Genomic DNA, 21,657 nt, shown 5'->3' on the forward strand with positions numbered 1-21,657 from the left:
ATCATACCTCTATTGGGTCCATCGACGTCACTAGGGTATTCCCGCAGTTAATCAGGCGAGATACCCAACCCTCCCATCAACGGCATCAAGCTCTCTTCCCCTGGTCCCTTTCCCTGCCTCGATGCGTCACTGATTTCTTCAAGGAGCTGGGCGGCTTCGGGGCTCAGCTGTTTCAACTTTTCTCCAAGTTGTCCGGACGTCAAGCCTTGTCGAATCTCGGCATCCGAGATTTTCCCGTCTTTGAGGTTTTGCTGGAGGATCTGTGCTAAAGACCGCACTTTTACCAGGACGTCGGGGGGCATGTTGTTCAGGATGCTGACCGCATCCTGCCGCCCACCCCCAAGTTGAGCATAGGCTGGAATGGCCAACGAAAGCCAAAGCCCGCAGTGAACGATCGCCAGTTTTCCTGTCAAGCCCATCATATCCTCCTTGCGTTATGCATCATGAGTGGAGTCTCCAACGAATTCGATTCCCTGCAGGATGCCTGCCAGTTCTTTCTCAGAAAGGAAATGATGTTGTAAAGAGAAGAAGGAAGGTCAAGTGCACGAAGGTATTAGCCGATACAGTCCCGTACCCATTTGAGATAACAGAGAATTCTTAGACGGCCTGTCTGAGAGTTGACGTAGTGTGTCATCCTGAACCCCAGTGTGGAGGCGAGTGCTGATGCTTGAAGGGTGGGAATCTCCTGACGCGACGGTCTATTTGGCGGCCATTCTTGGCCTTCTCGTTGTATGGCAATATTATCAGATGCAAATCATGGCCGGGCGCATCCTGGCCATCGATATCTTTGATCGTTCCGGCATTCGCATGTATATCTACGTGACGCCCAGTGACGACCATATCTGTGAGGTCTGTGCCGCATCGCATGGCCGCGTCTTCTTACCTTCCCAAGTGGCGAAGAAGAAGTTTTCACCGCATACGGGGAAATGTCAACGACCGACGCCCTGTATTGGAGTATTGGTCGGACTGTACGGAGCCTGGCTGGAAGCGAGAGGCCTGTTGGAACAACTTCGTAACAATGGCAAAAATGGCGGCATCCAGTTGTCTTCGGAAGAACTGCGGGCCGTGATGAACGGGCAGTGGGAACGGTGCATCAGCGCCGACACAGATCGTCTGGGGATCCATCTGATCGAGGCTTTCAGCTATGAACAGATCAATCCAGAGGTCTCGATCGAAGGTTATCGGTATGTGGTGAACGAGGTGAAAGAAGTGCGGCATCTGATGTTTCTTGTTCCCGCCTACCTCCGACTCATGCAGTTGTTGCTTCAGGCCGGAGAAGAGGCTGAAGCGCTTGAGACCATCGAGCGATTTGAGAGCCGGTTCCCACCGACAAAACGCGGCCCCCATTTCCCATCATATGAGCAGCGGGAGATCATGAAGTCGAAAAAGGCCCAACTACTGAACGACCTGCCTCTCCAAATGTCCGCCTAAGAACCATCAAGGGGCCAAGACTGTCCGTCCTCTGCAGTAGCCTGCTACGGTGGATGGATCAAGCGGTGAAGCTCCACGCCACGACGATTGACTCACTCATCGCTCAGTAGTTCGATTCGAGGCTGGTCGGTGTCTTGTTGAGGACGGTCGCGGCAGCCTGCGACAGGGCCACGTCGTGGTGGTGGTCGGGGGAATAGATTCGAAACTGAATGAGCCTCGTGGGCAGAAGGTCTAAGAATTCTTCCAGCGGCTCGGTCGAAATCTGACCCGTCCCAGGATCGTACACGTAGAGAGGATTTCCACGACTGTCCTTCGGGTCAGGACGTGGATCCAACAGGGCCATGTCTACGCGAAACGCCAGCCGTTTCAAGCCGGAGGGTAGCTCTTTGGCAATCTGCTGCTCAAAATGCCGATGACTGGGGAACGCCATGCCGCGTTCCTGTCCTTTTTCTTTCAGCGTCGTGCTATAGGCCATCTTCCATTTGACGTCTCGGCCTAAGATCCTGGCCCACTCCTGACCAAGCTGCCGGCGCGCTTTGTGGCGAGACTGTTTCCACCCTCGAACTTCTTCCAAGAGCGACCAATCGGTCAGGGTGCGATACCGCTCCATATTCTTGCGCGGATCGACGGGACAGAGCAGCTGCATCGTCTGACCGAAGATGTCCCGCAGGTGGATGTCGATCGCTCTGGTGGTGCGATGGAAATAGACGTTGGAGTAGAGGTACATTCTGGTGTTCAGGAACATTTGGAGGGACGGAAGCCCGGTTTTGTGAATGGTGAACCCTTTTTCCGTCACGATGGTGTAATGAATCAACCTCGTCAGATCGACCGGGCCTACGGCCACACCGCACATATATGAGTCCCTCAAGACGTAGTCCAGATTATCTCCGGTGTAACTCCCGGAGATCACAGGCTGAAGCATGTTCAGCCAACGAGGGAGGCGGGAATTGTCCTTGCCTTTCTCCTTGAGGATCAAATGGGCGATCTGGTCGGGATTCAGTTCTTCTCCTTTCGCGAAGAGTCCGGACGGGCTTCGGCGGATTTTCCTGATGAGGGTGGCCAAATGTTCTCGGATGATGATCTGGCCCAATCGTTCATGGGAGAGGCCATGGGCGTGGAGAAAATTGTCATCGAAGAAATGGCAAAACGGACCGTGCCCGATGTCATGAACCAAGGCCGTCACCCGCAAGAGTTCTTCAACAAAATTGACCGACGGCACATCTTTGACGGATTTCTTGAGGAAAGGATACAAATGCCGGGCGAATCGTCCCGCCACGTGCATCGTCCCGAGCGAATGCACGAATCGGGTATGTTCCGCCGATGGATAGACCCAACGGGCGCTCTGCAGCTGGTAGATGTACCGCAGCCGCTGAACCCAGGAGGAGTCGATCAGGTCTTTCTCGGTGTATTCATGTGGATCGGGCTGAGCATACGGTACGGTGAAACTGACGTACTTGTGGATGGGATCGGCGATGAGGGCCGATCCATCATACGGAGCGTTCGGTCGGTCTGCCGATTCCATGGCGAGTGGGCATCTTAGCCCACCTGGTCAGAGGGCGGCAACGGTTCGGTCGTGGGTTTGGCGGGCGAGGAACGATGTTTATGGAAAAGTAGGTAGGCGACCGGATAGGACAGCAAGGCTCCGAGCACACTGAGAACGAGTCCTCCGAGCATGAAGGGGGCTGCGTAGGGAAGGACTTGTTCGTAGATACCGCTGAAACTCAGATCCTGCCAATCAAAATTCGGCATATCGGTCCGTCCCAAGAGCAATGCACCGGTCCAGTAGGTTGCACCTAAGATTGGAATAATGGTCCAGGGATTGTTGACCAAGGCACCGGTGAACAGGGCCAAGAAATTGAGTCCGAATAGCCAGGTGCACAGCACGACCATCGCCGTGTGCAGGCCATAGGCGGGTGAGAACGCGATGAAGACGCCCAGCGCAAATGCCAGCGCGGTGCGTTGCGGTGACTCCTGTAAGTGGAGTATTTGGCGTAGGAGTGCCCGGAACGATCGGGTTCCTCGCGCAGAGGGCTGGTTGCTCACGTCGGGCATCAGCAGAAATGCTCGTAACTGGTGGCCGGCATCGGCTGCGTCCGACCGTCGGACCTCATCCTGATCCCGAACCGCTGCGGGCGAATCGTCCCGATACAGGTCATGCGATAGCCCCGTGAATGTGCTTGCCGCTCAATGATATCGCGGTTGTTCGGCGAAGCGGTGAACAATAGTTCGTAGTCTTCACCGCCGGTGAGCGCGAGTCGAATCGGCGAGACTCCGATCGCCGATGCATAGGCTCGGCAGGCCGGTGAGATCGGGATCTTCTCGAGTTCCACATCTGCGCCGACTCGACTTGCTTCGCACAGATGTCGAAGGTCTCCGGAGAGACCGTCGGACAGATCGATGGCGGCGGAGGCGAGTCGTCTCCCGTTGAGCCACCGGCCTTCGGAGACCCTCGCGGTAGGGTGGGAATGGCGGCGAACAAGGAATTGCCGATGGGAGCGCAAGAAGTCGCTCTTCCTCTTGCTCAAAGGGTGCGAGGTTGTGCCGTTCATCAAGAGTTTGAGGCCTGCCAGAGAGTCTCCGAGGGTGCCCGAAACATAGATGTGATCTCCCACTTTGGCACCGTGCCGAAAAAGCGCCCGATGCCCGCTCGTCGTGCCGACCAGGGTGATGCTGAGAAAGAGTCCAGCCTTGGACGCCGAAGTGTCTCCACCGATGAGTGCCACGTCATACAGGCGGCAAGCCTTCATTAAGCCGCGGTACAACTTGTCGATATGGGACTGCTTCACTGTCCTCGGGATGGCGAGCGAGATGAGCAGATAGCGAGGAACGGCGCCCATCGCGGCAATATCGCTGAGGTTGGCCATGGCGGCTCGGTATCCGACTGACTCAGGGGGAACCGACTTCAGGTCAAAGTGGATTCCTTCGGCGAGCAGGTCCGTTGTGAGATGCCACCAGGTTTGGGCGGAAGTCTCAATTACGGCTGCATCGTCGCCGATGCCTTGAACGAGCCCTGGCGTGTGACGGGCAAACCGACGTTCGAGAGATCGGATCAGAGCAAATTCTTGAATGGGGCGGTTGGCCGGACGACGGGCCACGACACTATCCTATGACCGTGCGGGCTCTCGGTTTGCCATCATCGAGGCAGGGAGTTCGTGCGACCGCCGACCTTTGCCGGATCGCAGGGGGAGGCGCGTTGGCGCAGGACGGGCCGATGGTTTCCGGGAAGCCGGTGAAGCCTTGACGCTTCGGCGGAGGGCGATCTTCATGACGTCGTCCATGGTATCGACGAACGCCAATTGAATGCCTTTGAGGAGATGTTTGGGGATTTCCTCCAGGTCCTTCCTATTCCGACGTGGGAGGATCACTGTGGTGAGCTTCGCCCGCTTTGCGGCCAAAATCTTTTCCTTGAGTCCACCGATCGGAAGCACGCGGCCGCGCAAGGTGATTTCTCCGGTCATTGCCAAATCTCGTCTTGCGGGAGTACCGGAAAATGCCGAGGCAATGGCGGTGGCCATCGTGATGCCGGCCGAAGGACCGTCTTTGGGAATAGCCCCGGCCGGCACATGGATGTGCAGGTCTTGTTTGCTGAACATTGCGGGGCTGAGATGCAAGGTTTTCTCTCGTGAGCGGACGTAGCTGAGCGCCGCCTGCGCGGATTCTTTCATCACATCGCCCAGGTGTCCGGTGAGGGTCAATTGGCCTTTCCCCTTCATCACCGTCGCCTCGATGTAGAGCACATCGCCACCCGATTCCGTCCAGGCTAGGCCGGTCGCCACACCGATTTCGTCCTTCTCGAGTTCCGCTTCCGGCACATATTTCGGCACTCCCAGATATTTATGGAGATTGGACGGCTCGATCGGAAATCCTAGACCTTTGCCCTCGGCGACTTTCTTTGCAACCTTACGCATCACATTGGCGATCTCGCGCTCAAGGTTCCGTACCCCGGCCTCGCGCGTGTAGTGCGAAATGATCTGGCGGATCGCCGGCTCCGTAAGGCGGACATGTTTGCTCGTAATCCCGTGCTCTTCGAGCTGCCGGGGAATCAGGTATTTCTGGGCGATGCCGAGTTTCTCTTCTTCGGTATATCCGGGGATCTCGATGATCTCCATGCGATCGCGCAACGCGGGAAGGACCGGATCGATCAAATTCGCGGTGGTGATGAACATCACTTCGGTGAGGTCGAATGGGACCCCGAGATAGTGGTCGGTGAAAGCACTGTTTTGTTCGGGATCGAGGACCTCCAGCAAGGCTGCTGAGGGGTCGCCCCGAAAATCCATCCCGACCTTATCCACCTCGTCGAGCATGAATACAGGGTTGCCTGTGCCCGCTTGCTTCATGCCCTGGATGATGCGTCCCGGTAATGCGCCGACGTAGGTGCGGCGGTGGCCGCGAATTTCGGCCTCATCCCGCACGCCGCCCAAGCTGATACGTACAAACTCGCGCCCCAATGCACGGGCGATCGACTTTCCCAACGATGTTTTCCCGACTCCCGGTGGGCCGACGAAGCAGAGGATCGGCCCCTTCATCTTCTCTTTCAGCTTGCGGACGGCCAGGTATTCGAGAATCCGCTCCTTGACCTTTTCGAGGTCATAGTGGTCGTCGTTCAATACCTTGGCGGCGGCCTTCAGATCGAGGTTATCCTTCGACCGCTTCGACCATGGCAATTCGACCATCCATTCCAGATAGGTCCGCACCGTCGCGGATTCGGCGGTATCCGGATGCATCTTTTCGAGACGCTTGAGCTGTTTTTCCGATTCTTTCAGTACCTTGTCGGGCATCTTGGCATCTTTGATGCGCTTGCGGAATTCCGTGATTTCTTCCGCCCGCTCATCGAGTTCACCCAACTCCTTTTGAATGGCCTTCAGTTGTTCCCGCAGAAAGTACTCCCGTTGAGTCTTGTCCATCTCGCCCTTGGCTTGCGCCTGAATCTTTTGTTGCATGGAGAGGACTTCGATTTCCTTCCCGAGAATGTCGCTCACTTGGCGAAGGCGTTGAATCGGATCTGAGATTTCCAAGACGGCTTGGGTGGCGTCGACCTTGAGGCCGAGATTTGAGGCGACCATGTCGGCCAATCGGCCCGGCTCTTCGAGGTTTTCGATGACGACCATGACATCGGGGATCAAGACTTTCCCCAAGCTCACGATTCGTTCGATCTGTTCTTTCACGGTCCGCATGACGGCTTCCGCCTCAAGGGCCGTGGACGTCGGTTTCGTATCGATCAGTTTGTCGATCCGAACGGAGTAGTAAGGGTCGTTCTGAATGTATTTGGTGATCTTCGCTTTGGCGATGCCTTGCACCAGGATTTTGATGCGTTCATCGGGCAGTTTCAGCATCCGCATGATGAGGCCGACGGTGCCGATGGCATGGATGTCTTTCGGAGCGGGATTTTCGACGTCGAGCGCTTTCTGAGTCGCGAGGAAGATCATTCGATTGCCGGCAAGGGCTGCTTCGATGGCCTTGATCGACATGTCGCGTCCGACGAAAAGGGGAAGCACCATATACGGAAAGACGACGATATCTCGGACCGGCAACAGCGGGAGCTGACCGGGAACCTCGATGTTTTGTGGAGGCTGAATCTCTTGTTCGTTTGGGTCGGTCATGTGCCTGCCTGTTCTATATCGCTAAGCGGTGGCGGGTCCGACGAACCAGGTTGTGCAACGACTCATCATGCGTTTGAGCGCAGGATTTCCCTCGTCCATGAGACTCGGTGTTCCATCCTTCTGGAACTGAACGACCGATCGGGATTGCGTCATGCACCGGATCGGACACTCCGTTCACTCTCAAGCCGGGTGCCGCATGCTTGTTGCTGGGAACCTCGCGACCGAGTGCCCATCATGTCTGATGGGATCATCCTCGACGATTATTCGATGCGGTGTGCATTCTGGTCGAAAGGTAGTCGCGGAATTCTGACCCTAGTGCCGGGTTCTTCAACGCGAACTCAACAGTGGCGATCAAAAAGCCCAATTTGTCTCCGGCGTCATGGCGCTGTCCCTCCACCTCCAGAGCAAACATCGGAGTTTTTTTTGCCAGTGTCTTGAGTGCATCGGTCAATTGAATTTCCCCGTTCTTTCCAGGGGCGGTTTTTCTCAGGATCGGAAAGATTTCAGGGGGAAGGACATACCGGCCGATCACGGCGAGCGCGGATGGGGCATCGGTCGGCGATGGTTTCTCAACCAAATCCTCAACCCGATGCAGACCGTGAGCGAGGCGCTTTGGGGTCACAATTCCGTACCGGCTGACATCTGCTTTGGGAACCTCCTGCACTCCGAGCACTGCCCCATGCCGCTTTTTATAGATGTGGATCAATTGCGCGAGCCCTGGGACGTCGGCGTCGATGATTTCATCCCCGAGAATGACGGCGAAGGGTTCATCGCCGATCAGATGCTGCGCGCACAACACGGCATGCCCCAAGCCGAGGGCTTCGGATTGCCGCACGTAACAGAAATTCGCGAGGTTCGAGATCTGTCGGATTTGATGGAGTACCTGACTCTTGCCGGTGCCTTTCAAATTTTCTTCCAACTCGACCGAACGATCAAAGTGATCTTCGATAGCGCGTTTCCCGCGGCCTGTAATGACTATGATGTCCTCGATACCAGAGGCCACCGCTTCTTCGACCGTATATTGAATGAGCGGCTTGTCGACCAACGGCAACATCTCTTTGGGGGATGCCTTGGTGGCAGGAAGGAAGCGTGTCCCAAGGCCGGCAGCGGGAATGATCGCTTTTCTGACAGTCAGACGTGACATGGAAGGATACTATGTGATGGGGTGTATGAAGTCAAGAAACCAACGAACTCATCTCATCCGAGGCGACGTTGTCGTTCAGATAAAAAGCAGACACGAACGATGCTCATGGACGAGACCTGTGCCGTGCCGATTCTGCGGAATGGCGGGTGACCGTCACGATCGATGCGATCCCTGGGAACGTCCGGTGCAGAGCAAAGCAAGATGTACGCGCCTCGAATCGGAAAAGTCGATCGGAGCGGAGGACGCTGCTTTACAATGCGGGATGGGCTCAATATAATCCGAAAGTTTTGCGCGGGCGGGTGGTGCAAGGATGTTGGCGTGGTAGAGCTGCCGGGCTGTGGATTCCCGACAAGAATCCTTTTGCGGTTCAACGTGTTCTCCTGAGCGGGAGGGACGGACTCGTAGAGAACCGGCGTACGGTCGACAACGGAGAGGACCTGTGTCATGGTTCCAGCCGCACGCCCCATCTCCATACTTTGCCACAGGAATCCTTATCGGTGACCGAGCATGCTGTCTACAGCCCTCGATCGTTCCTGGTCGCGGTCGTGGTCGTCTCTGTGTTGTGGTGCGTGGTCGAAGCACTCGCTCAGACGCCAGACCTCAAGGTCGCTTCGATTGAAATTCGGGGAGCCAAACGAATCGAAGTTCCGGCGATTGCCGGTCGGCTCACACTGAAGGTCGGCGACCGCTATTCTCCGGAAACGGTGCGTGGACAAGTGAAGATTCTCTACGACACGGGTTTTTTCGAGGATGTGCAGGTTGAAACAGAATCGATCGCCGAGGGGATGGCGGTGACCTTCGTCGTGCAGGAAAAGCCGTTCATCACCGAGATCGTCTTCGACGGTAACGAGCAGTTGACCGACGAGAAGCTGAAGGAAAAAGCGACCATCAAGAACCAGGCATTTCTTGATCCACAACAGGTGAAAGAAAGCGCCGAGGCCATTCGCTTGGCCTACCAGCATGAGGGATATTTCAACGCGCAGGTTGTTCCCGTGATCGAGACGTTGGATGAGGAACGAAAGCGTCTGACCTTCCATATTACGGAGGGAGAGAAGGCTAAGGTTAAGACGGTGACATTCGAAGGGCTGCGTGCGGCAACGAAGAACGAGATGCTCAATGTCATGTCGACTCGGGAATGGATCCCTTGGTACGGGCTCGTGACGAGGTTCAAGTTGCCTTCGATGGTGTCCGACGCGGGCGTCTTGAAGCGTGAAGAGCTGACCAATGATGTGGAGCGGATCAGGGAAGTACTGCTGAACAAAGGCTACTTCAATGTTCGGGTCGGTCAGCCGTCGGTGGAGCTCACCGACGATAAAAAATGGTTCCTCATCACCTACCACATTACCGAGGGAGAGCCGTTCACCATAGGAGAAATAGGGTTTCGAGGGCACACGGTGTTTGAGGAGTCGGAGCTTCGAGCGGGATTGAGGATGAAGGAGGGGGAAATTTTTCAGCGTGCCAAAATCCGAGATGAGATTTCCCGAGTCACGGAGCTGTATGGGAGCAGGGGGTATGCGTTTGCGGAAGTCATACCCAACGTGAATCCGAACAATGAGGAACGGACGGTCGGGATCCTCTTCAACATCAAGGAAGGGCAGATGATGCGGATCCGACAGATCAATATCTATGGCAATGATAAGACTCGAGACAACGTCATCCGGCGGGAAATACGAGTGGACGAACAGGATGTGATCGACACCGCCTCCCTGAAGCGAAGTTTCCAACGATTGAACAACTTGAATTTCTTCGAGACGGTGGAGATCCTGCCGACGCAAATCGCGCCGGACAAGGTCGATCTGAATGTACGTGTGAAGGAAAAGCCGACCGGGATGTTCAGCGTCGGCGGCGGGTTCAGCACATTGGACCAACTCGTGGCGGTTGCCGATATCACCCAAGCCAACTTGGGCGGGTACGGCTATCTCCTGCGCGTCCGCGGGCAACTCGGTCAGCGAAGAACTCTCGGGTCCATTACCTTCCGCAATCCCTATCTGTACGACTCATTGACGTCGCTGCAGATCGATGGCTACCGCACGATGACGAATTACCTGAGTTATTTTGAGGAACGAACCGGCGGAAACGTCACACTCGGCCGTTGGATATCGGAATATGTGACGACCAGTATCAGCCTCTTCGGAGAAATACTCACCTACAGGGATCCTCAACCCGGTATCTGTCCGGATCTGGTTCCTATCGTGTGTCAACAGCTCGGGACGAACTCGAGTACAGGATTTCGGACGTCGCTGTTCAGAGATACCAGAGACTACTATCTCGATCCCAGAAGCGGCTGGCGCGCCGGCGGAGGGTTTGATGTCGGAACACCCTATCTGGGGGGCACCTACAATTTCATCAAATATTATGTGGACGTGGTCAAATACACGCCCCTCCCCTTTGATATGAGGATTGCGGTGCGGGCTCGCATGGGAGCGCTCGAGGCGCTGGGAGGAACAGACACTCCACTGAATGAACGGTTTTTCGTGGGAGGCATCAATACGGTGCGTGGGTTTGCCTTCGGACGAGCCGGTCCCACAGTCCCCACGACCCATGCCCCCTACGGCGCGGTCAGACAATTGATCTTCAACAACGAGTTGATCTTTACGATCTCCGCCGAGGCGAAATTGAACGGTGTGCTCTTTTTCGACTACGGGGAGGGTTTTGACAACGGTGTGCCGTGGTCGTTCAAGTTGAGACCTGCTGCCGGTATAGAGGGACGCTGGATTTCTCCCTTCGGTCCCTTGCGTGTCGCCTATGGGATCAACCTAGACCCGCGACCCGGTGAACGAGTCGGCGTGTTCGAGTTTACGATCGGGACCTTGTTTTAGTCGGAGCCTTGGCGTGGTACGTTGGAATGGGGTTCGATGGAGGCAATCGGCGGGACGGATCGAATGGGGGGTGATGTCGGCTTCGGTCACCATGCTGCTGGTTCTCAGTGGATGTACCGGAGGCGGGGGTAAAATCGACACAAAGATCGGCGTAATCAATTCACAGCGCTTGCTCAACGAGACGAGCGCGGGCAAGAAAGCCAAAGAGAATCTGACCGCCTTTTCGAAGAATCGACAGGCACTGATGGAATTGGAAGAAAAGGAGTTGCGGAGGATGGAAGAGGACTTTGCCAAGCAGTCCTCCGTCCTGAGTCCCGCCGCGAAACGAGATCGGGAAGAACAGTTTCGCCGGCGCATGCAAGAGTACCAGCAAAAGGCCTCGGAATTGAATCGGGAAGTCCAGGAAAAACAAAAAGACGTTCTGGAAGGGTTTCGCGATAAGATCGAAACGGTCGTCGCAAAGGTCGCCAAGCGTCTCGGGCTGCAGGTTGTCGTTGATAAGAGCAAGGGTGGTCCGACCATCTATCATGAAGCAGACATGGACATTTCAGGTCCGGTCATCGAGGAATTCAATCGCGAATATCCGTAATATCTGCTGGAGGTGGGTTATGACGGGGGCAGCGAGAGTGATAATAGTAGGTATCGCGTTATCGCTGGTGCAGTGGGTGGAGCCGCTCTTCGCTGGGGACGCGCTCAGGATCGGGGTCATGGATCAACAGATGGTGATGGAACGGACGAAGGGCGGCAAGCTGGCCTTGGAAGATGTGAAGGGATATTCCATGACCAGACAGAAGATCATCAATTCGGATGAACAAGACCTCAAGGATCTGCAACAGTCCTTACAAGATCCGACCGCCAAACTCACCGACCAGACAAGACAGGAGAAAGAGGAGCAGTTGCGGAGCAAGATGGAGGCGTATCAGCGCCGCCTGCAAGAGTTTAATCGTGAAGTCCAACAAAAACAGCGCGAGATGGTCGCGGAATTTGCGCAAAAGATCGCCGCGGCAGCGAAGGCTGTGGCTCAGAAAGAGGGGTATACGGCCATCTTCGATAAAGGCAACGAGGCGATGATCCGCATCGTTCTCTATTATCAGCCGGCGCTGGACGTGACGGACGCGGTCGTCAAGGAATTTGATCGACAGAACCCGTGAGACCCAGAACCACCTGGGGCAGAGAGGAGGCAGAGCCAATGGCATCGGTCGAGCAGGCTGAGATTCAGGCGTTACTTCCCCACCGGTACCCGTTCTTGCTGGTGGATCGAATCAAAGAGTTTGAACCGCATCAGAGGATCATTGGGTTCAAAAACGTGACGGTGAATGAACCGTTCTTTCAAGGACATTTCCCCGGCCGCCCTGTGATGCCGGGAGTGCTGATTGTCGAGGCCCTGGCACAGGCAGGCGGCGTGCTGGTCTTCAAGTCGGGGGGATCGGTCGGTAAAACCGTCATGTATCTGACTGGTATCGACGAGGCAAAATTCCGGCGACCGGTGGTGCCGGGCGATCAGCTCCGTCTTGAGATCGAAGTAATCAAGAAGCGTCCTCCGTTCTGGAGAATGCAAGGAAAGGCATACGTAGACAATGAGGTGGTCTGTGAAGCCGTAGTGACGGCGATGGTGATGGAAGAGAAGACGGAAACACGGTAGGCGGTCCTGATCGTTCTTCATTCCTCGATACGTAAGGTGGAGTGGTGAGCAAGGCAGTGATTCAGTGGCTGACCAATGATCGGTGATGTCCGGCGCAAGTAAAGGGGGCATGCGTGAAGATACATCCTACAGCGATCGTTCATCCCAAGGCGAGTCTCGATGGTGACGTTGAGATCGGGCCATTCTGTGTAATCGGGGAGCATGTCGCGATCGGAAAGGGAAGCCGATTGCTCTCCCATGTGACGATCGATGGGTGGACGGAGATTGGGGAGCGGAACGAAGTGCACCCGTTTGCTTCGATCGGAGGGCCTCCACAACACCTTGGGTATAAGGGGGAACCGACCAAGGTCAACATCGGTCATGACAACATTATCAGGGAGTACGTCACGATCAACCGGGGAACCGTCCAAGGGGGTGGAGTGACCTCTCTTGGATCGAGGGACATTCTGATGGCCTATGTGCATGTGGCGCATGATTGCCGGCTCGGTAACGATATTATTATGGCCAATGCGGCAAGTCTTGCCGGACACATCACCATCGGTGATCATGCCGTCATCGGAGGATTGACCGGTATTCTTCAGTTTGTGCGCGTCGGAGACTATGTGATGGTCGGCGGTTGTTGCGCGATTGGTCAGGATATTCCTCCATTTGCGTTGGCAGCCGGCGGGTACCGTGCCCATCTGTACGGTCTCAATTCGGTCGGCCTGCAGCGCCATGGTTTTTCTGCCGATCGCATCGCCCTGCTGAAGAAGGCTTTTGACCTGCTCTTCCGATCCGGCCACCGAACGGCTGAGGCGATTCGGCTGGCCAAAAAGGAATTCAAGGGACAGGCCGATGTAGCCAAGATTCTGACGTTTATGGAGGGCACCAAACGTGGAATCTCGCGGGCTGTCAGCCTGGATATGGAGCGCGAGTTCGATCAACAAATGTGATGGCAGCACTATGTACCTGACCATGCCAATACTCGACGGACGAATCGGGGTGATCGCCGGGAATGGACGATTTCCGATCATCTTTGCGGATAACGCCCGCAAGATGGGGTTGCAAGTATTCGCGGTGGCTCACGAGGGCGAAACCGAACCGGAGCTCGAACAGCATGTCGATCGAATCCATTGGGTCAAGATTGGCCAACTCAATAAGCTGATCAACGCATTCAAGTCCGACGGGGTCCGGAAAGTGGTCATGTTGGGAGGCATCAAGAAAACGCATGTCTATAGCCATGCACGTCCTGATTTTCGCGTGCTGGCTCTGGCCGCGAAATTGGTTCTTTGGAAGGATGATGATATCCTCCGCGCCCTCGCGGCGGAACTCGAGAAAGATGGAATCACTATCTGTGAGTCGACGTTCGGTCTGGAAGGGATCTTGGTTCAGGAAGGCACGCTCACTTCCCGCCAGCCGAGCAAGAAAGAGTGGGTCGACATCCGCTATGGTTGGGACGTGGCCAAGGAGACTGGGCGCCTCGACATCGGCCAATGTGTCGTGATTAAAGACCGTGTCGTCGTGGCGGTCGAAGCGGTCGAAGGAACCGATGAAGCGATCAAGCGGGGAGGCGAATTGGCCAAGGATGGTGCGGTGGTGGTGAAGCGGAGCAAGCCACAGCAGGATCTCCGGTTTGACCTGCCGGCAGTCGGTCCCAGGACGATCGCGGTCATGCGTTCCGTCAAGGCCTCGGTGCTTGCGGTCGAGGCCGGCCGATCCGTGATCCTGGATCGAGAATTGCTGATCAGCAACGCGGAGGACGCCGGAATCGCCGTCGTCGGCCTTGCTCGCGAAGAAGAAGCGAGCGCGGGGACCTGAGTCAACGGAGAAGTTTCGGAATCTGAAGATCTGTTGATCTATTGATTCCCGGAATTCAACACATCGTCAGATCAATAGCTCCTCAAATTCAGACAAAAATAGAGGTGTATGACCAAGCTTCGTGCCGGTGTCATCGGGGTCGGGCATCTGGGACGGCACCATGCGCGGCTGTATGCCACGCTGGCCGACTCGACGTTGGTGGGCGTGGTCGATCAAGACCCCGAACGGGCTCGACTCATCGCCGATCGGCACAACGCACAAGTTTTCGACCGTCTCCCCGAACTCTTGAAGCAGGTCGATGTCGTGAGTGTTGCCGTCCCTACCTCCGCTCACTATTCCGTCGCCAAAGTCTGCCTTGAAGCCGGAAAACACGTTCTGATTGAGAAGCCTATCACCGTACTTCCATCCGAGGCACAGGAACTTGTGGACTTGGCGAAGGTCAAGGGGCGCTGGCTGCAAGTGGGCCATAGCGAGCGGTTCAATCCCATCATGCAGATGATGCGGCCGCATATCCAGCGGCCGGTGTTTTTCGAATGTCACCGGCTCGGCACGTACAATGAGCGGGGCACCGACGTCGATGTCGTGCTGGATCTGATGATTCACGATCTGGACCTGATCTTGTCCTTCAATCCAGGGCCGGTGGAAGAAGTGCGGGCTGCCGGAGTGCCGGTGCTCTCCTCAATCAGCGATATCGCGAATGCACGCATTCAATTTAGAAGCGGGTGTGTCGCCAATTTAACTGCGAGCCGAGTTTCTTTACACAGCATGAGGCGGTTGCGTTTGTTCCAGCGTGACAGTTATGTGTCGATGGATTTTCAGTCCCGTCAGGGCATGATCGGGCGCCGGTCGGCTGAGCCGGGCCAAAAACCGAGGGTGACCGTTGAAGAGTTTAAAGCCGGCGACGCCGAGCCCCTAAAATTACAACTTGAATCGTTTCTGCATGCGATCCGGACGGAATCATGCCCGGTGGTATCGGGCGAAGACGGGGCAGCCGCTCTGGAAGTTGGTCATCTGGTGCTGTCCGCAATCAAAGAGTTTCTCCAACGCAATGCATAGGACGCCGCTTGCGGATCGTCATCACAGCCTGCATCTTCGTAGATCATCATGGCCCGTATTCTGATTATTTCCGGTGAAGCTTCCGGCGACCTTCACGGAGCCAATCTTGCCAAAGCGCTGAAAGCTCATGATCCCCAGGTCTCGTTAGCAGGAATCGGTGGTCGTGCGATGGAGGCGGCCGGTGTTCGATTAGTGGAAGAAATGGGGCGATTCGACGTCATCGGTATGGTCGGCCCCTTCGTCTTGCTGTCGATCATACGGCGGTTGATCACGATGCGGCGGTTATTCCGATCGAAACAATGGGATACGGTGGTGTTTATCGATCATCCGGGACTCAATATGCGCCTTGCATATTTTGCCAAAGCGGCCGGCTTGCGGGTGGTGTACTATATCGCGCCACAGATTTGGGCCTGGGCGCCTTGGCGAATTCGTTGGATCAAACAGCGTGTCGATCACGTCCTGGTCATACTTCCGTTTGAGAAGACCCTCTACGACAAAGCGGGTGTACGGTGTACGTTTGTCGGCCATCCCATATTGGATGCGGTCGCAGGCCGCTATGATCGGAAGGAGCTACGCGGCACATTCGGTTTCTCCGATGACGAACGCGTGATTGCCTTGTTGCCTGGGAGCCGGCCTCATGAAGTGCAGGTGCTGCTGCCGATCCTCATCGAGGCTGTAGAGAAATTGGCGCGCAGGGAACCCAAAACGAAGTTTATCCTGGCGCAGGCCTCCACCATACACGATAATCTGTTGCAGCCTCTCCTGAGTCGAAGCCCCGTTCCTATCGTGCTGGTAAAGGAGCAGGCCGCCGAAGTGATGGCGTTGTCGGACCTTGTGCTGGTGGCTTCGGGTACGGCCACGCTGCAAGCGGCTGTGGTCGGCACTCCTATGGTGTTGTTCTACCGAACCACACCGCTGACCTTTTGGTTTGCGAATGTGGTGATTCGTTTCGTCATTCGAGTCAAATGGATCGGGCTGGTCAATCTGGTGGCTGGCCGGACGATCGTGCCGGAGCTGATCCAATCGGCTGCGACGGGGCAACGATTGTATGAAGAGGCGCTTCGGATCTTGGACGATCGACCGGCGTACGATGAGATGAAACGGGAGTTGGCAAAGGTTCGGGCCGCTTTGGGTGAACCGGGTGCGTCAGCCAGAGCTGCGGAGGTGGTGTTGACGGCATGTCAGGCCTAGGGCGATTCAAGCGGCTTATGAGGTATGTGAAGCCGTACCGTATGCGGTTCGTGGCAGCCTTCGTCTGCTCAGGTCTCGTGGCACTGCTCAGCGGGGCCTATGCCTGGCTTGCACGCCCGGTTTTGGACGATATCTTCATCGAGAAAAACGAACAGATGTTGCTGGTGCTGCCCCTGGCGCTCTTGGCGGTCGCGACTCTCAAGGCCCTATTCAGCTACGGCGTGGGATATTTGATGGCCTATGTCGGCAACGGGGTCGTGGCGGACATCCGACAACAATTGTTCCAACAGCTTATGCGGCTGTCTGTCGGATTTCATGACGCCAATACCTCGGGACGCCTGGTCTCGCGGGTCGTGAATGATGTGGGGATGATGGCAAATGCCGCATCGAGCGTCGTCAAAGACATTTTCCAGAACGGGCTCACGTTTCTGGCGATGGTCGGAGTCATCATCTATCAGAATTGGAGGTTGGCGGCGATCTCACTGGTCGTGATCCCGCTGTCGGCACTGACGATGGTACGGGTGGGAAAACGATTGAAGCGGCTGGCGACCAGCGGACAGGAGCAAATGGGGGACATGGCCTCAACGCTCCAAGAAACGTTCGCGGGCATCCGGGTCGTGAAAGCGTTCGGGCGGGAGGAGGCGGAGGCTGAACGATTCAAGGAGCGAAACCAGACCTTTCTCTCGACCACGTTGAAGTCCAACCAGGTCTGGTCGCTCGGCCACTCGCACATGGAAATCATCGGAGTGATCGGTGTCGCAACCATTATTTGGTACGGAGGCTATCTGGTTATTCATGAGGCGATGACTCCCGGCGCCTTTTTCTCGTTCCTGGCGGCGATGTTTATGGCCTATACCCCGATCAAAAAACTATCGGGCGCCAACAATTTGATTCAACAGGCGCTGGCGGCGGCTGAGCGGGTCTTCGACGTGCTGGACTTGGAAACCGAGCAGTCTCAGAACCGCGGTATGGTCCCGCTGGCTGGGATCAAACGAGCCATCGAATTTCAGGGCGTCTCCCTGCGATATGAGAATCAGACGGCCCCGGCTCTGACCGATGTGGATCTCACGATTAAGCCCGGCGAAGTGGTGGCGCTCGTTGGCAGCAGCGGAAGCGGAAAGACCACGTTGGTCAGTTTGCTGCCGCGCTTCTATGAACCGACGGTGGGCGGCATTTACATAGACGGCATCCCCTTGACCTCCTACGAGTTACAATCGCTGAGGGCCCATATCGGAATCGTTTCGCAAGAAATCGTCTTGTTCGATGATACCGTCCGAAGCAACATCGCGTTCGGAAGGACCGGCGCCGGCCAGGCCGACGTCGAGCAGGCGGCCAAATCGGCCTATGCCCACGACTTTATTCTCCGCCTGCCGGAAGGATACGATACGGTCATCGGGGAACGCGGCCTCAAGCTCTCGGGCGGCGAGCGGCAACGTTTGGCGATCGCTCGAGCCATTCTTCGTGACCCGCCGCTGCTGATCCTCGATGAAGCGACATCGGCACTCGACACCGAGTCTGAACGGATCGTACAGTTGGCTTTGGGCAATTTGATGAAGAATCGAACCACCCTGGTGATTGCACATCGGCTCTCGACCATTCAAAACGCGGATCGAATCATCGTTTTTGACCGAGGGGCTATCGTTGAAATGGGCTCTCATGAGGAACTGCTTCGACAGGGGGGAGTCTATCATCGGCTGCATGCCATGCAATTTCAGGATGTGACCAATGTGTGAGGACGTGAGGGGGTGGGGGAGTGCCGAGTGCTGAGCGTGAAAAGAGTCTGAAGAAGCGCGCCGAACAGTGGGTGAAATTCTCTCTGGTGCCGCCGGTCTGTGCCGCGGTCATTCGGGGCGTCGCATGGTCGATGCGCTGGGATAGTCGTGGTCACGAAGCGCTCGATGGGTTGTATCGGGAGGGACGAAACGTCATTTTCGCGTTTTGGCATGCCCAGCAGTTGATGACTCCGATCGGTTATCGAGGAAGAGGTTTGCACGTGCTCATCAGCCGACATGGAGACGGGGAAATCATCGCTCGAATCGTTGCGAGGTTCGGCCACGAAGCTGTCCGTGGGTCGAGTACGCGTGGAGGGGCCGGCGCCCTTCGGGCCCTGATCAAGCTTGCACGGTCAGGTCGGGATATCGCGGTGACGCCCGATGGCCCCAGGGGGCCGCAGCATGTCGCAAAGCCGGGAGTGATTCATCTGGCCAAGGCGACAGGCCTTCCAATCGTGCCGGCGGCCTTTGCCTGTTCAAAAAAAAACTCTTTGCGAGCTGGGATCGCTACATGGTCCCATACCCGTTTTCCAGAGGTCTCTTTCTTTATGGGAATCCGCTCTGGATCTCGCGCGAAGCCGATGAAGCCTCACTCGAGACGGCTCGCCTGGAGCTTGAGATGATCCTCAATCGCCTGACGGATCAAGCGGAACAAGACGTTGTTCGTTAACCGTCATGCGTAGCTCAGAGGCGATGCTTCGGGTCATTCTACGCTTGGCGTATGACGAGTGACGGTCGGCGGTGTATTCATGTGGAAGCTTCTCTATAACATCGGCCTCCTTTTCGCGACCCCTGTGATTGTGGGCGTCCTCCTAGCCAAGCCACGTTGCAGGCCGGGGTTGGCGCAAAGGCTCGGATTGGAAGGAGGTCTGTCCGGTCGACGAGATAGACAAGACAGACCAAATAGACCAGATCAACCAGTCATCTGGATTCATGCGGTGTCGCTCGGTGAAGTGGTGGCGGCAGCGCCCCTCGTGAAGGCACTGCACGAGCGCCATCCCGAGTTTCACTACATCGTGACGACGGTGACCGAGACCGGACGTGAGGCGGTCGAACAACGTTTAGGGGGCATCGCCGAACATCGATACGCTCCGCTGGATTTTCCCTGGGCCGTGGCAAGTATGGTTCGGCGCCTGCGTCCAATGCTCTATCTGTTCGTTGAGACCGAAATATGGCCGAACTTACTGTGGACATTACGAGATCAGGATGTGCCCTCTGTATTGGTGAATGGGCGGTTGTCTTCCCGGTCCTTTCGCCGTCAGGATTTGCCCATGATTCGGTCCTTCTATCGCTCCGTGCTTCAGACATTAACGCTCTGTCTGATGCAAACCGATAGGGATGGGGATCGTCTGGTTGCATTGGGGGCCGACCCGACGCGGGTTCACGTGACCGGCAACATCAAGTTTGATCAACCGCTGCCGGACGTTCGATCGGATGAGTCGCTCCGCGGAAGCTTCGGGATCGATGAACGGGAACAGTTGATTCTCGCCGGCAGTACGCATCCCGGAGAGGAAGAGTTGCTGGTCTTGGCTTACCGCCAGATTGTGAAGACCTATCCCGCAACGGTGTTGATGTTGGCGCCGCGCCATATCGAGCGGACGGAACGAGTCGAAGCGGCGCTTCGAGAAGCGGGAGTGGTCGTCCAGCGGAGGAGTCGGATTCAGGAGAAGCAATCCGGCCCTCGCGTGGTCATCTTGGATACCAGAGGAGAGTTGTCTCGCGCGTATCGAGAAGCTGTCGTGGCATTCGTCGGCGGGACTCTGGTTCCCGTGGGTGGGCATAATTTGTTGGAGCCGGCTGTGTGGGGCACACCTGTCATGTTTGGGCCCCATACAGACCATTGTGCGGAGGTCGCCACGCTCTTATCCGAAGCCGGAGGAGGTCGACGAGTGACGGGAGAGAAGGATCTTGTCGCATCTCTTGAAGAATGGTTAGGTCAGCCTGAAATTCGATATCAGGTAGGCCAGGCTGCAAGGCGGGCGGTATTGGACAATCAAGGCGCACTGACACGGAGTCTGGAGTTCATTGAAACCTGTCTCCTTGCGGCCCCTTCGTATTCCGACTCGTGTGTGGCAACGGGGCCGTGACCTCTGATGGCCAAACCGTAACATGGCATTCTTGCAGCCTGGACAACCGGTCCGTAAAGGGCTTTACTGGGTTGCCGGGTTGTACGGCCTGATCATCCGATTTCGGCTGTGGTGCTATCGGAAAGGGTGGCTCAGTACCACACGGCTGCCCTGTCGTGTGGTGAGCGTGGGCAATCTTACGGTGGGGGGGACAGGAAAAACTCCCATCGTCATTCTCCTGACGGGCCATCTGTCGGCCAAAGGGCGGAGAGTGGCGATCTTGAGCCGGGGATACAAACGGACGAGTAAGGTACGGCAACTTCTTGTGTCTGATGGTTCTCGAATCTTGGCTGGCCCATTGGAGGCGGGTGATGAGCCATTCCTCATGGCGCAACGTTGCCCCCACGCCATTGTGGCGGTGGGAGCCGATCGGGTCGCGCTTGGTCGGTGGGTGTTGGATCGGTATCCGGTCGACTGCATCGTTCTAGATGACGGCTTTCAACATCGTGCACTTCATCGTGATGTCGATCTTGTGTTGCTGGATGCCACCGATATCGCAGGACTTGATGCGATGCTTCCGGCCGGAAGACTACGGGAACCCTTGACGGAGCTTGGTCGAGCCAGTGGGGTTGTGATTACCCGTGCCGATTCGCGTCATGATGTGGATGCGATCCATGGTCGATTGCGAACGATTTCATGTTTACCCGAAGCCGCCGTTGAAGTTGTGTTTCGACCGGAGTCCGTCCTGTCGCTCGTTTCGGGTGAGCGGCAACCGGTTGAACGGTGCCGAGGAAAAAAAATGTGGTTGGTCAGCGGCATAGGGAATAGTCGATCATTCCGTCGATCAGCCGAATCCATGGGGGTTGAGATCCTGGGTGAGACCGCCTTTGAAGATCATCACGGCTATCAGCACAGCGATATTGAGAAGATTCGTGCCGATCTACAGGCCACCAGCGGCGAGATCGTTCTGACGACTGAGAAGGATGGAGGGAAGCTGCTCCCCTTGCTCACCCCAAGCGACCCTTGGTGGATGCTTCGCCTTGAGACGAAAGTCGTGCGCGGGGAAGAGCGGCTGCACAGGTTAATCGATGGGCCGTTACAGGGTGAGAGAGAACAAGTGGGGTCTCGTGCATAGGAAT

The 21,657-nt window shown here is 56.3% G+C and carries 19 protein-coding genes; 13 read left to right on the forward strand and 6 right to left on the reverse strand.

The window, feature by feature from the left end:
* Nucleotides 1-47: 47 nt before the first annotated feature.
* On the reverse strand, nucleotides 48-422 hold the full coding sequence (locus P0120_09825) for a hypothetical protein (GenBank protein MDF0674615.1): 375 nt from the start codon (nucleotides 420-422) through the stop codon (nucleotides 48-50).
* A 241-nt stretch (nucleotides 423-663) separates the two neighbouring features.
* On the opposite strand from P0120_09825, the gene P0120_09830 reads away from it, so the two are divergent.
* The gene (locus P0120_09830) at nucleotides 664-1,431 is read left to right on the forward strand and encodes a hypothetical protein (GenBank protein MDF0674616.1); all 768 of its coding nucleotides are present in this window, start codon (nucleotides 664-666) and stop codon (nucleotides 1,429-1,431) included.
* 103 nt (nucleotides 1,432-1,534) lie between these two features.
* Here P0120_09830 and P0120_09835 read toward each other — a convergent pair whose 3' ends face one another.
* The 5 genes from P0120_09835 to galU form a co-directional block, all read right to left on the reverse strand.
* Nucleotides 1,535-2,953 carry an HD domain-containing protein gene (locus P0120_09835; protein ID MDF0674617.1) on the reverse strand — a complete coding sequence of 473 codons (1,419 nt, stop codon included), beginning with the start codon at nucleotides 2,951-2,953 and terminating at the stop codon, nucleotides 1,535-1,537.
* A gap of 14 nt (nucleotides 2,954-2,967) precedes the next feature.
* Nucleotides 2,968-3,483 carry a DUF2062 domain-containing protein gene (locus P0120_09840; protein ID MDF0674618.1) on the reverse strand — a complete coding sequence of 172 codons (516 nt, stop codon included), beginning with the start codon at nucleotides 3,481-3,483 and terminating at the stop codon, nucleotides 2,968-2,970.
* On the reverse strand, nucleotides 3,483-4,526 hold the full coding sequence (gene thiL / locus P0120_09845) for a thiamine-phosphate kinase (GenBank protein ID MDF0674619.1): 1,044 nt from the start codon (nucleotides 4,524-4,526) through the stop codon (nucleotides 3,483-3,485). Before thiL ends, P0120_09840 begins: the two co-directional genes overlap by 1 nt.
* Nucleotides 4,527-4,535: 9 nt before the next feature.
* A complete protein-coding gene (gene lon, locus P0120_09850) occupies nucleotides 4,536-7,031 on the reverse strand; it encodes an endopeptidase La (protein ID MDF0674620.1) in 2,496 nt (831 codons plus the stop codon).
* A 247-nt stretch (nucleotides 7,032-7,278) separates the two neighbouring features.
* Nucleotides 7,279-8,175 (reverse strand): UTP--glucose-1-phosphate uridylyltransferase GalU, encoded by an 897-nt coding sequence (galU, locus tag P0120_09855; GenBank protein ID MDF0674621.1) that lies wholly within the window; start codon nucleotides 8,173-8,175, stop codon nucleotides 7,279-7,281.
* A 497-nt stretch (nucleotides 8,176-8,672) separates the two neighbouring features.
* Here galU and bamA point away from each other — a divergent pair, with 497 nt between their 5' ends.
* The 12 genes from bamA to lpxK all read left to right on the forward strand — a co-directional run bounded on the left by bamA (nucleotide 8,673) and on the right by lpxK (nucleotide 21,653).
* Complete coding sequence (bamA, locus tag P0120_09860; protein ID MDF0674622.1) at nucleotides 8,673-10,994, forward strand: outer membrane protein assembly factor BamA; 2,322 nt, start codon at nucleotides 8,673-8,675, stop codon at nucleotides 10,992-10,994.
* A gap of 13 nt (nucleotides 10,995-11,007) precedes the next feature.
* Nucleotides 11,008-11,583: an OmpH family outer membrane protein gene (locus P0120_09865; protein ID MDF0674623.1), complete on the forward strand. Its 576-nt coding sequence runs from the start codon at nucleotides 11,008-11,010 to the stop codon at nucleotides 11,581-11,583.
* A gap of 19 nt (nucleotides 11,584-11,602) precedes the next feature.
* Nucleotides 11,603-12,145, forward strand: coding sequence for an OmpH family outer membrane protein (locus P0120_09870; protein ID MDF0674624.1), 543 nt, complete (start codon nucleotides 11,603-11,605; stop codon nucleotides 12,143-12,145).
* Nucleotides 12,146-12,183: 38 nt separating this feature from the next.
* Nucleotides 12,184-12,636 (forward strand): 3-hydroxyacyl-ACP dehydratase FabZ, encoded by a 453-nt coding sequence (fabZ, locus tag P0120_09875; protein MDF0674625.1) that lies wholly within the window; start codon nucleotides 12,184-12,186, stop codon nucleotides 12,634-12,636.
* Nucleotides 12,637-12,749: 113 nt separating this feature from the next.
* The gene (lpxA, locus tag P0120_09880; GenBank protein MDF0674626.1) at nucleotides 12,750-13,568 is read left to right on the forward strand and encodes an acyl-ACP--UDP-N-acetylglucosamine O-acyltransferase; all 819 of its coding nucleotides are present in this window, start codon (nucleotides 12,750-12,752) and stop codon (nucleotides 13,566-13,568) included.
* Nucleotides 13,569-13,578: 10 nt separating this feature from the next.
* Nucleotides 13,579-14,433: a UDP-2,3-diacylglucosamine diphosphatase LpxI gene (gene lpxI, locus P0120_09885; protein MDF0674627.1), complete on the forward strand. Its 855-nt coding sequence runs from the start codon at nucleotides 13,579-13,581 to the stop codon at nucleotides 14,431-14,433.
* Between the two features lie 108 nt (nucleotides 14,434-14,541).
* The gene (locus P0120_09890; GenBank protein ID MDF0674628.1) at nucleotides 14,542-15,489 is read left to right on the forward strand and encodes a Gfo/Idh/MocA family oxidoreductase; all 948 of its coding nucleotides are present in this window, start codon (nucleotides 14,542-14,544) and stop codon (nucleotides 15,487-15,489) included.
* A 48-nt stretch (nucleotides 15,490-15,537) separates the two neighbouring features.
* Entirely contained in the window at nucleotides 15,538-16,680 is a 1,143-nt protein-coding gene (gene lpxB, locus P0120_09895) for a lipid-A-disaccharide synthase (GenBank protein MDF0674629.1), read from the forward strand.
* Complete coding sequence (msbA, locus tag P0120_09900; protein MDF0674630.1) at nucleotides 16,668-18,413, forward strand: lipid A export permease/ATP-binding protein MsbA; 1,746 nt, start codon at nucleotides 16,668-16,670, stop codon at nucleotides 18,411-18,413. Before lpxB ends, msbA begins: the two co-directional genes overlap by 13 nt.
* Nucleotides 18,414-18,433: 20 nt before the next feature.
* Nucleotides 18,434-19,075: a lysophospholipid acyltransferase family protein gene (locus tag P0120_09905; protein ID MDF0674631.1), complete on the forward strand. Its 642-nt coding sequence runs from the start codon at nucleotides 18,434-18,436 to the stop codon at nucleotides 19,073-19,075.
* Between the two features lie 126 nt (nucleotides 19,076-19,201).
* The gene (locus P0120_09910) at nucleotides 19,202-20,539 is read left to right on the forward strand and encodes a 3-deoxy-D-manno-octulosonic acid transferase (GenBank protein MDF0674632.1); all 1,338 of its coding nucleotides are present in this window, start codon (nucleotides 19,202-19,204) and stop codon (nucleotides 20,537-20,539) included.
* A 22-nt stretch (nucleotides 20,540-20,561) separates the two neighbouring features.
* Entirely contained in the window at nucleotides 20,562-21,653 is a 1,092-nt protein-coding gene (lpxK, locus tag P0120_09915) for a tetraacyldisaccharide 4'-kinase (protein MDF0674633.1), read from the forward strand.
* Nucleotides 21,654-21,657 lie beyond the last annotated feature (4 nt).

This window comes from Nitrospira sp., assembly GCA_029194675.1.
GTDB lineage: Bacteria > Nitrospirota > Nitrospiria > Nitrospirales > Nitrospiraceae > Nitrospira_D.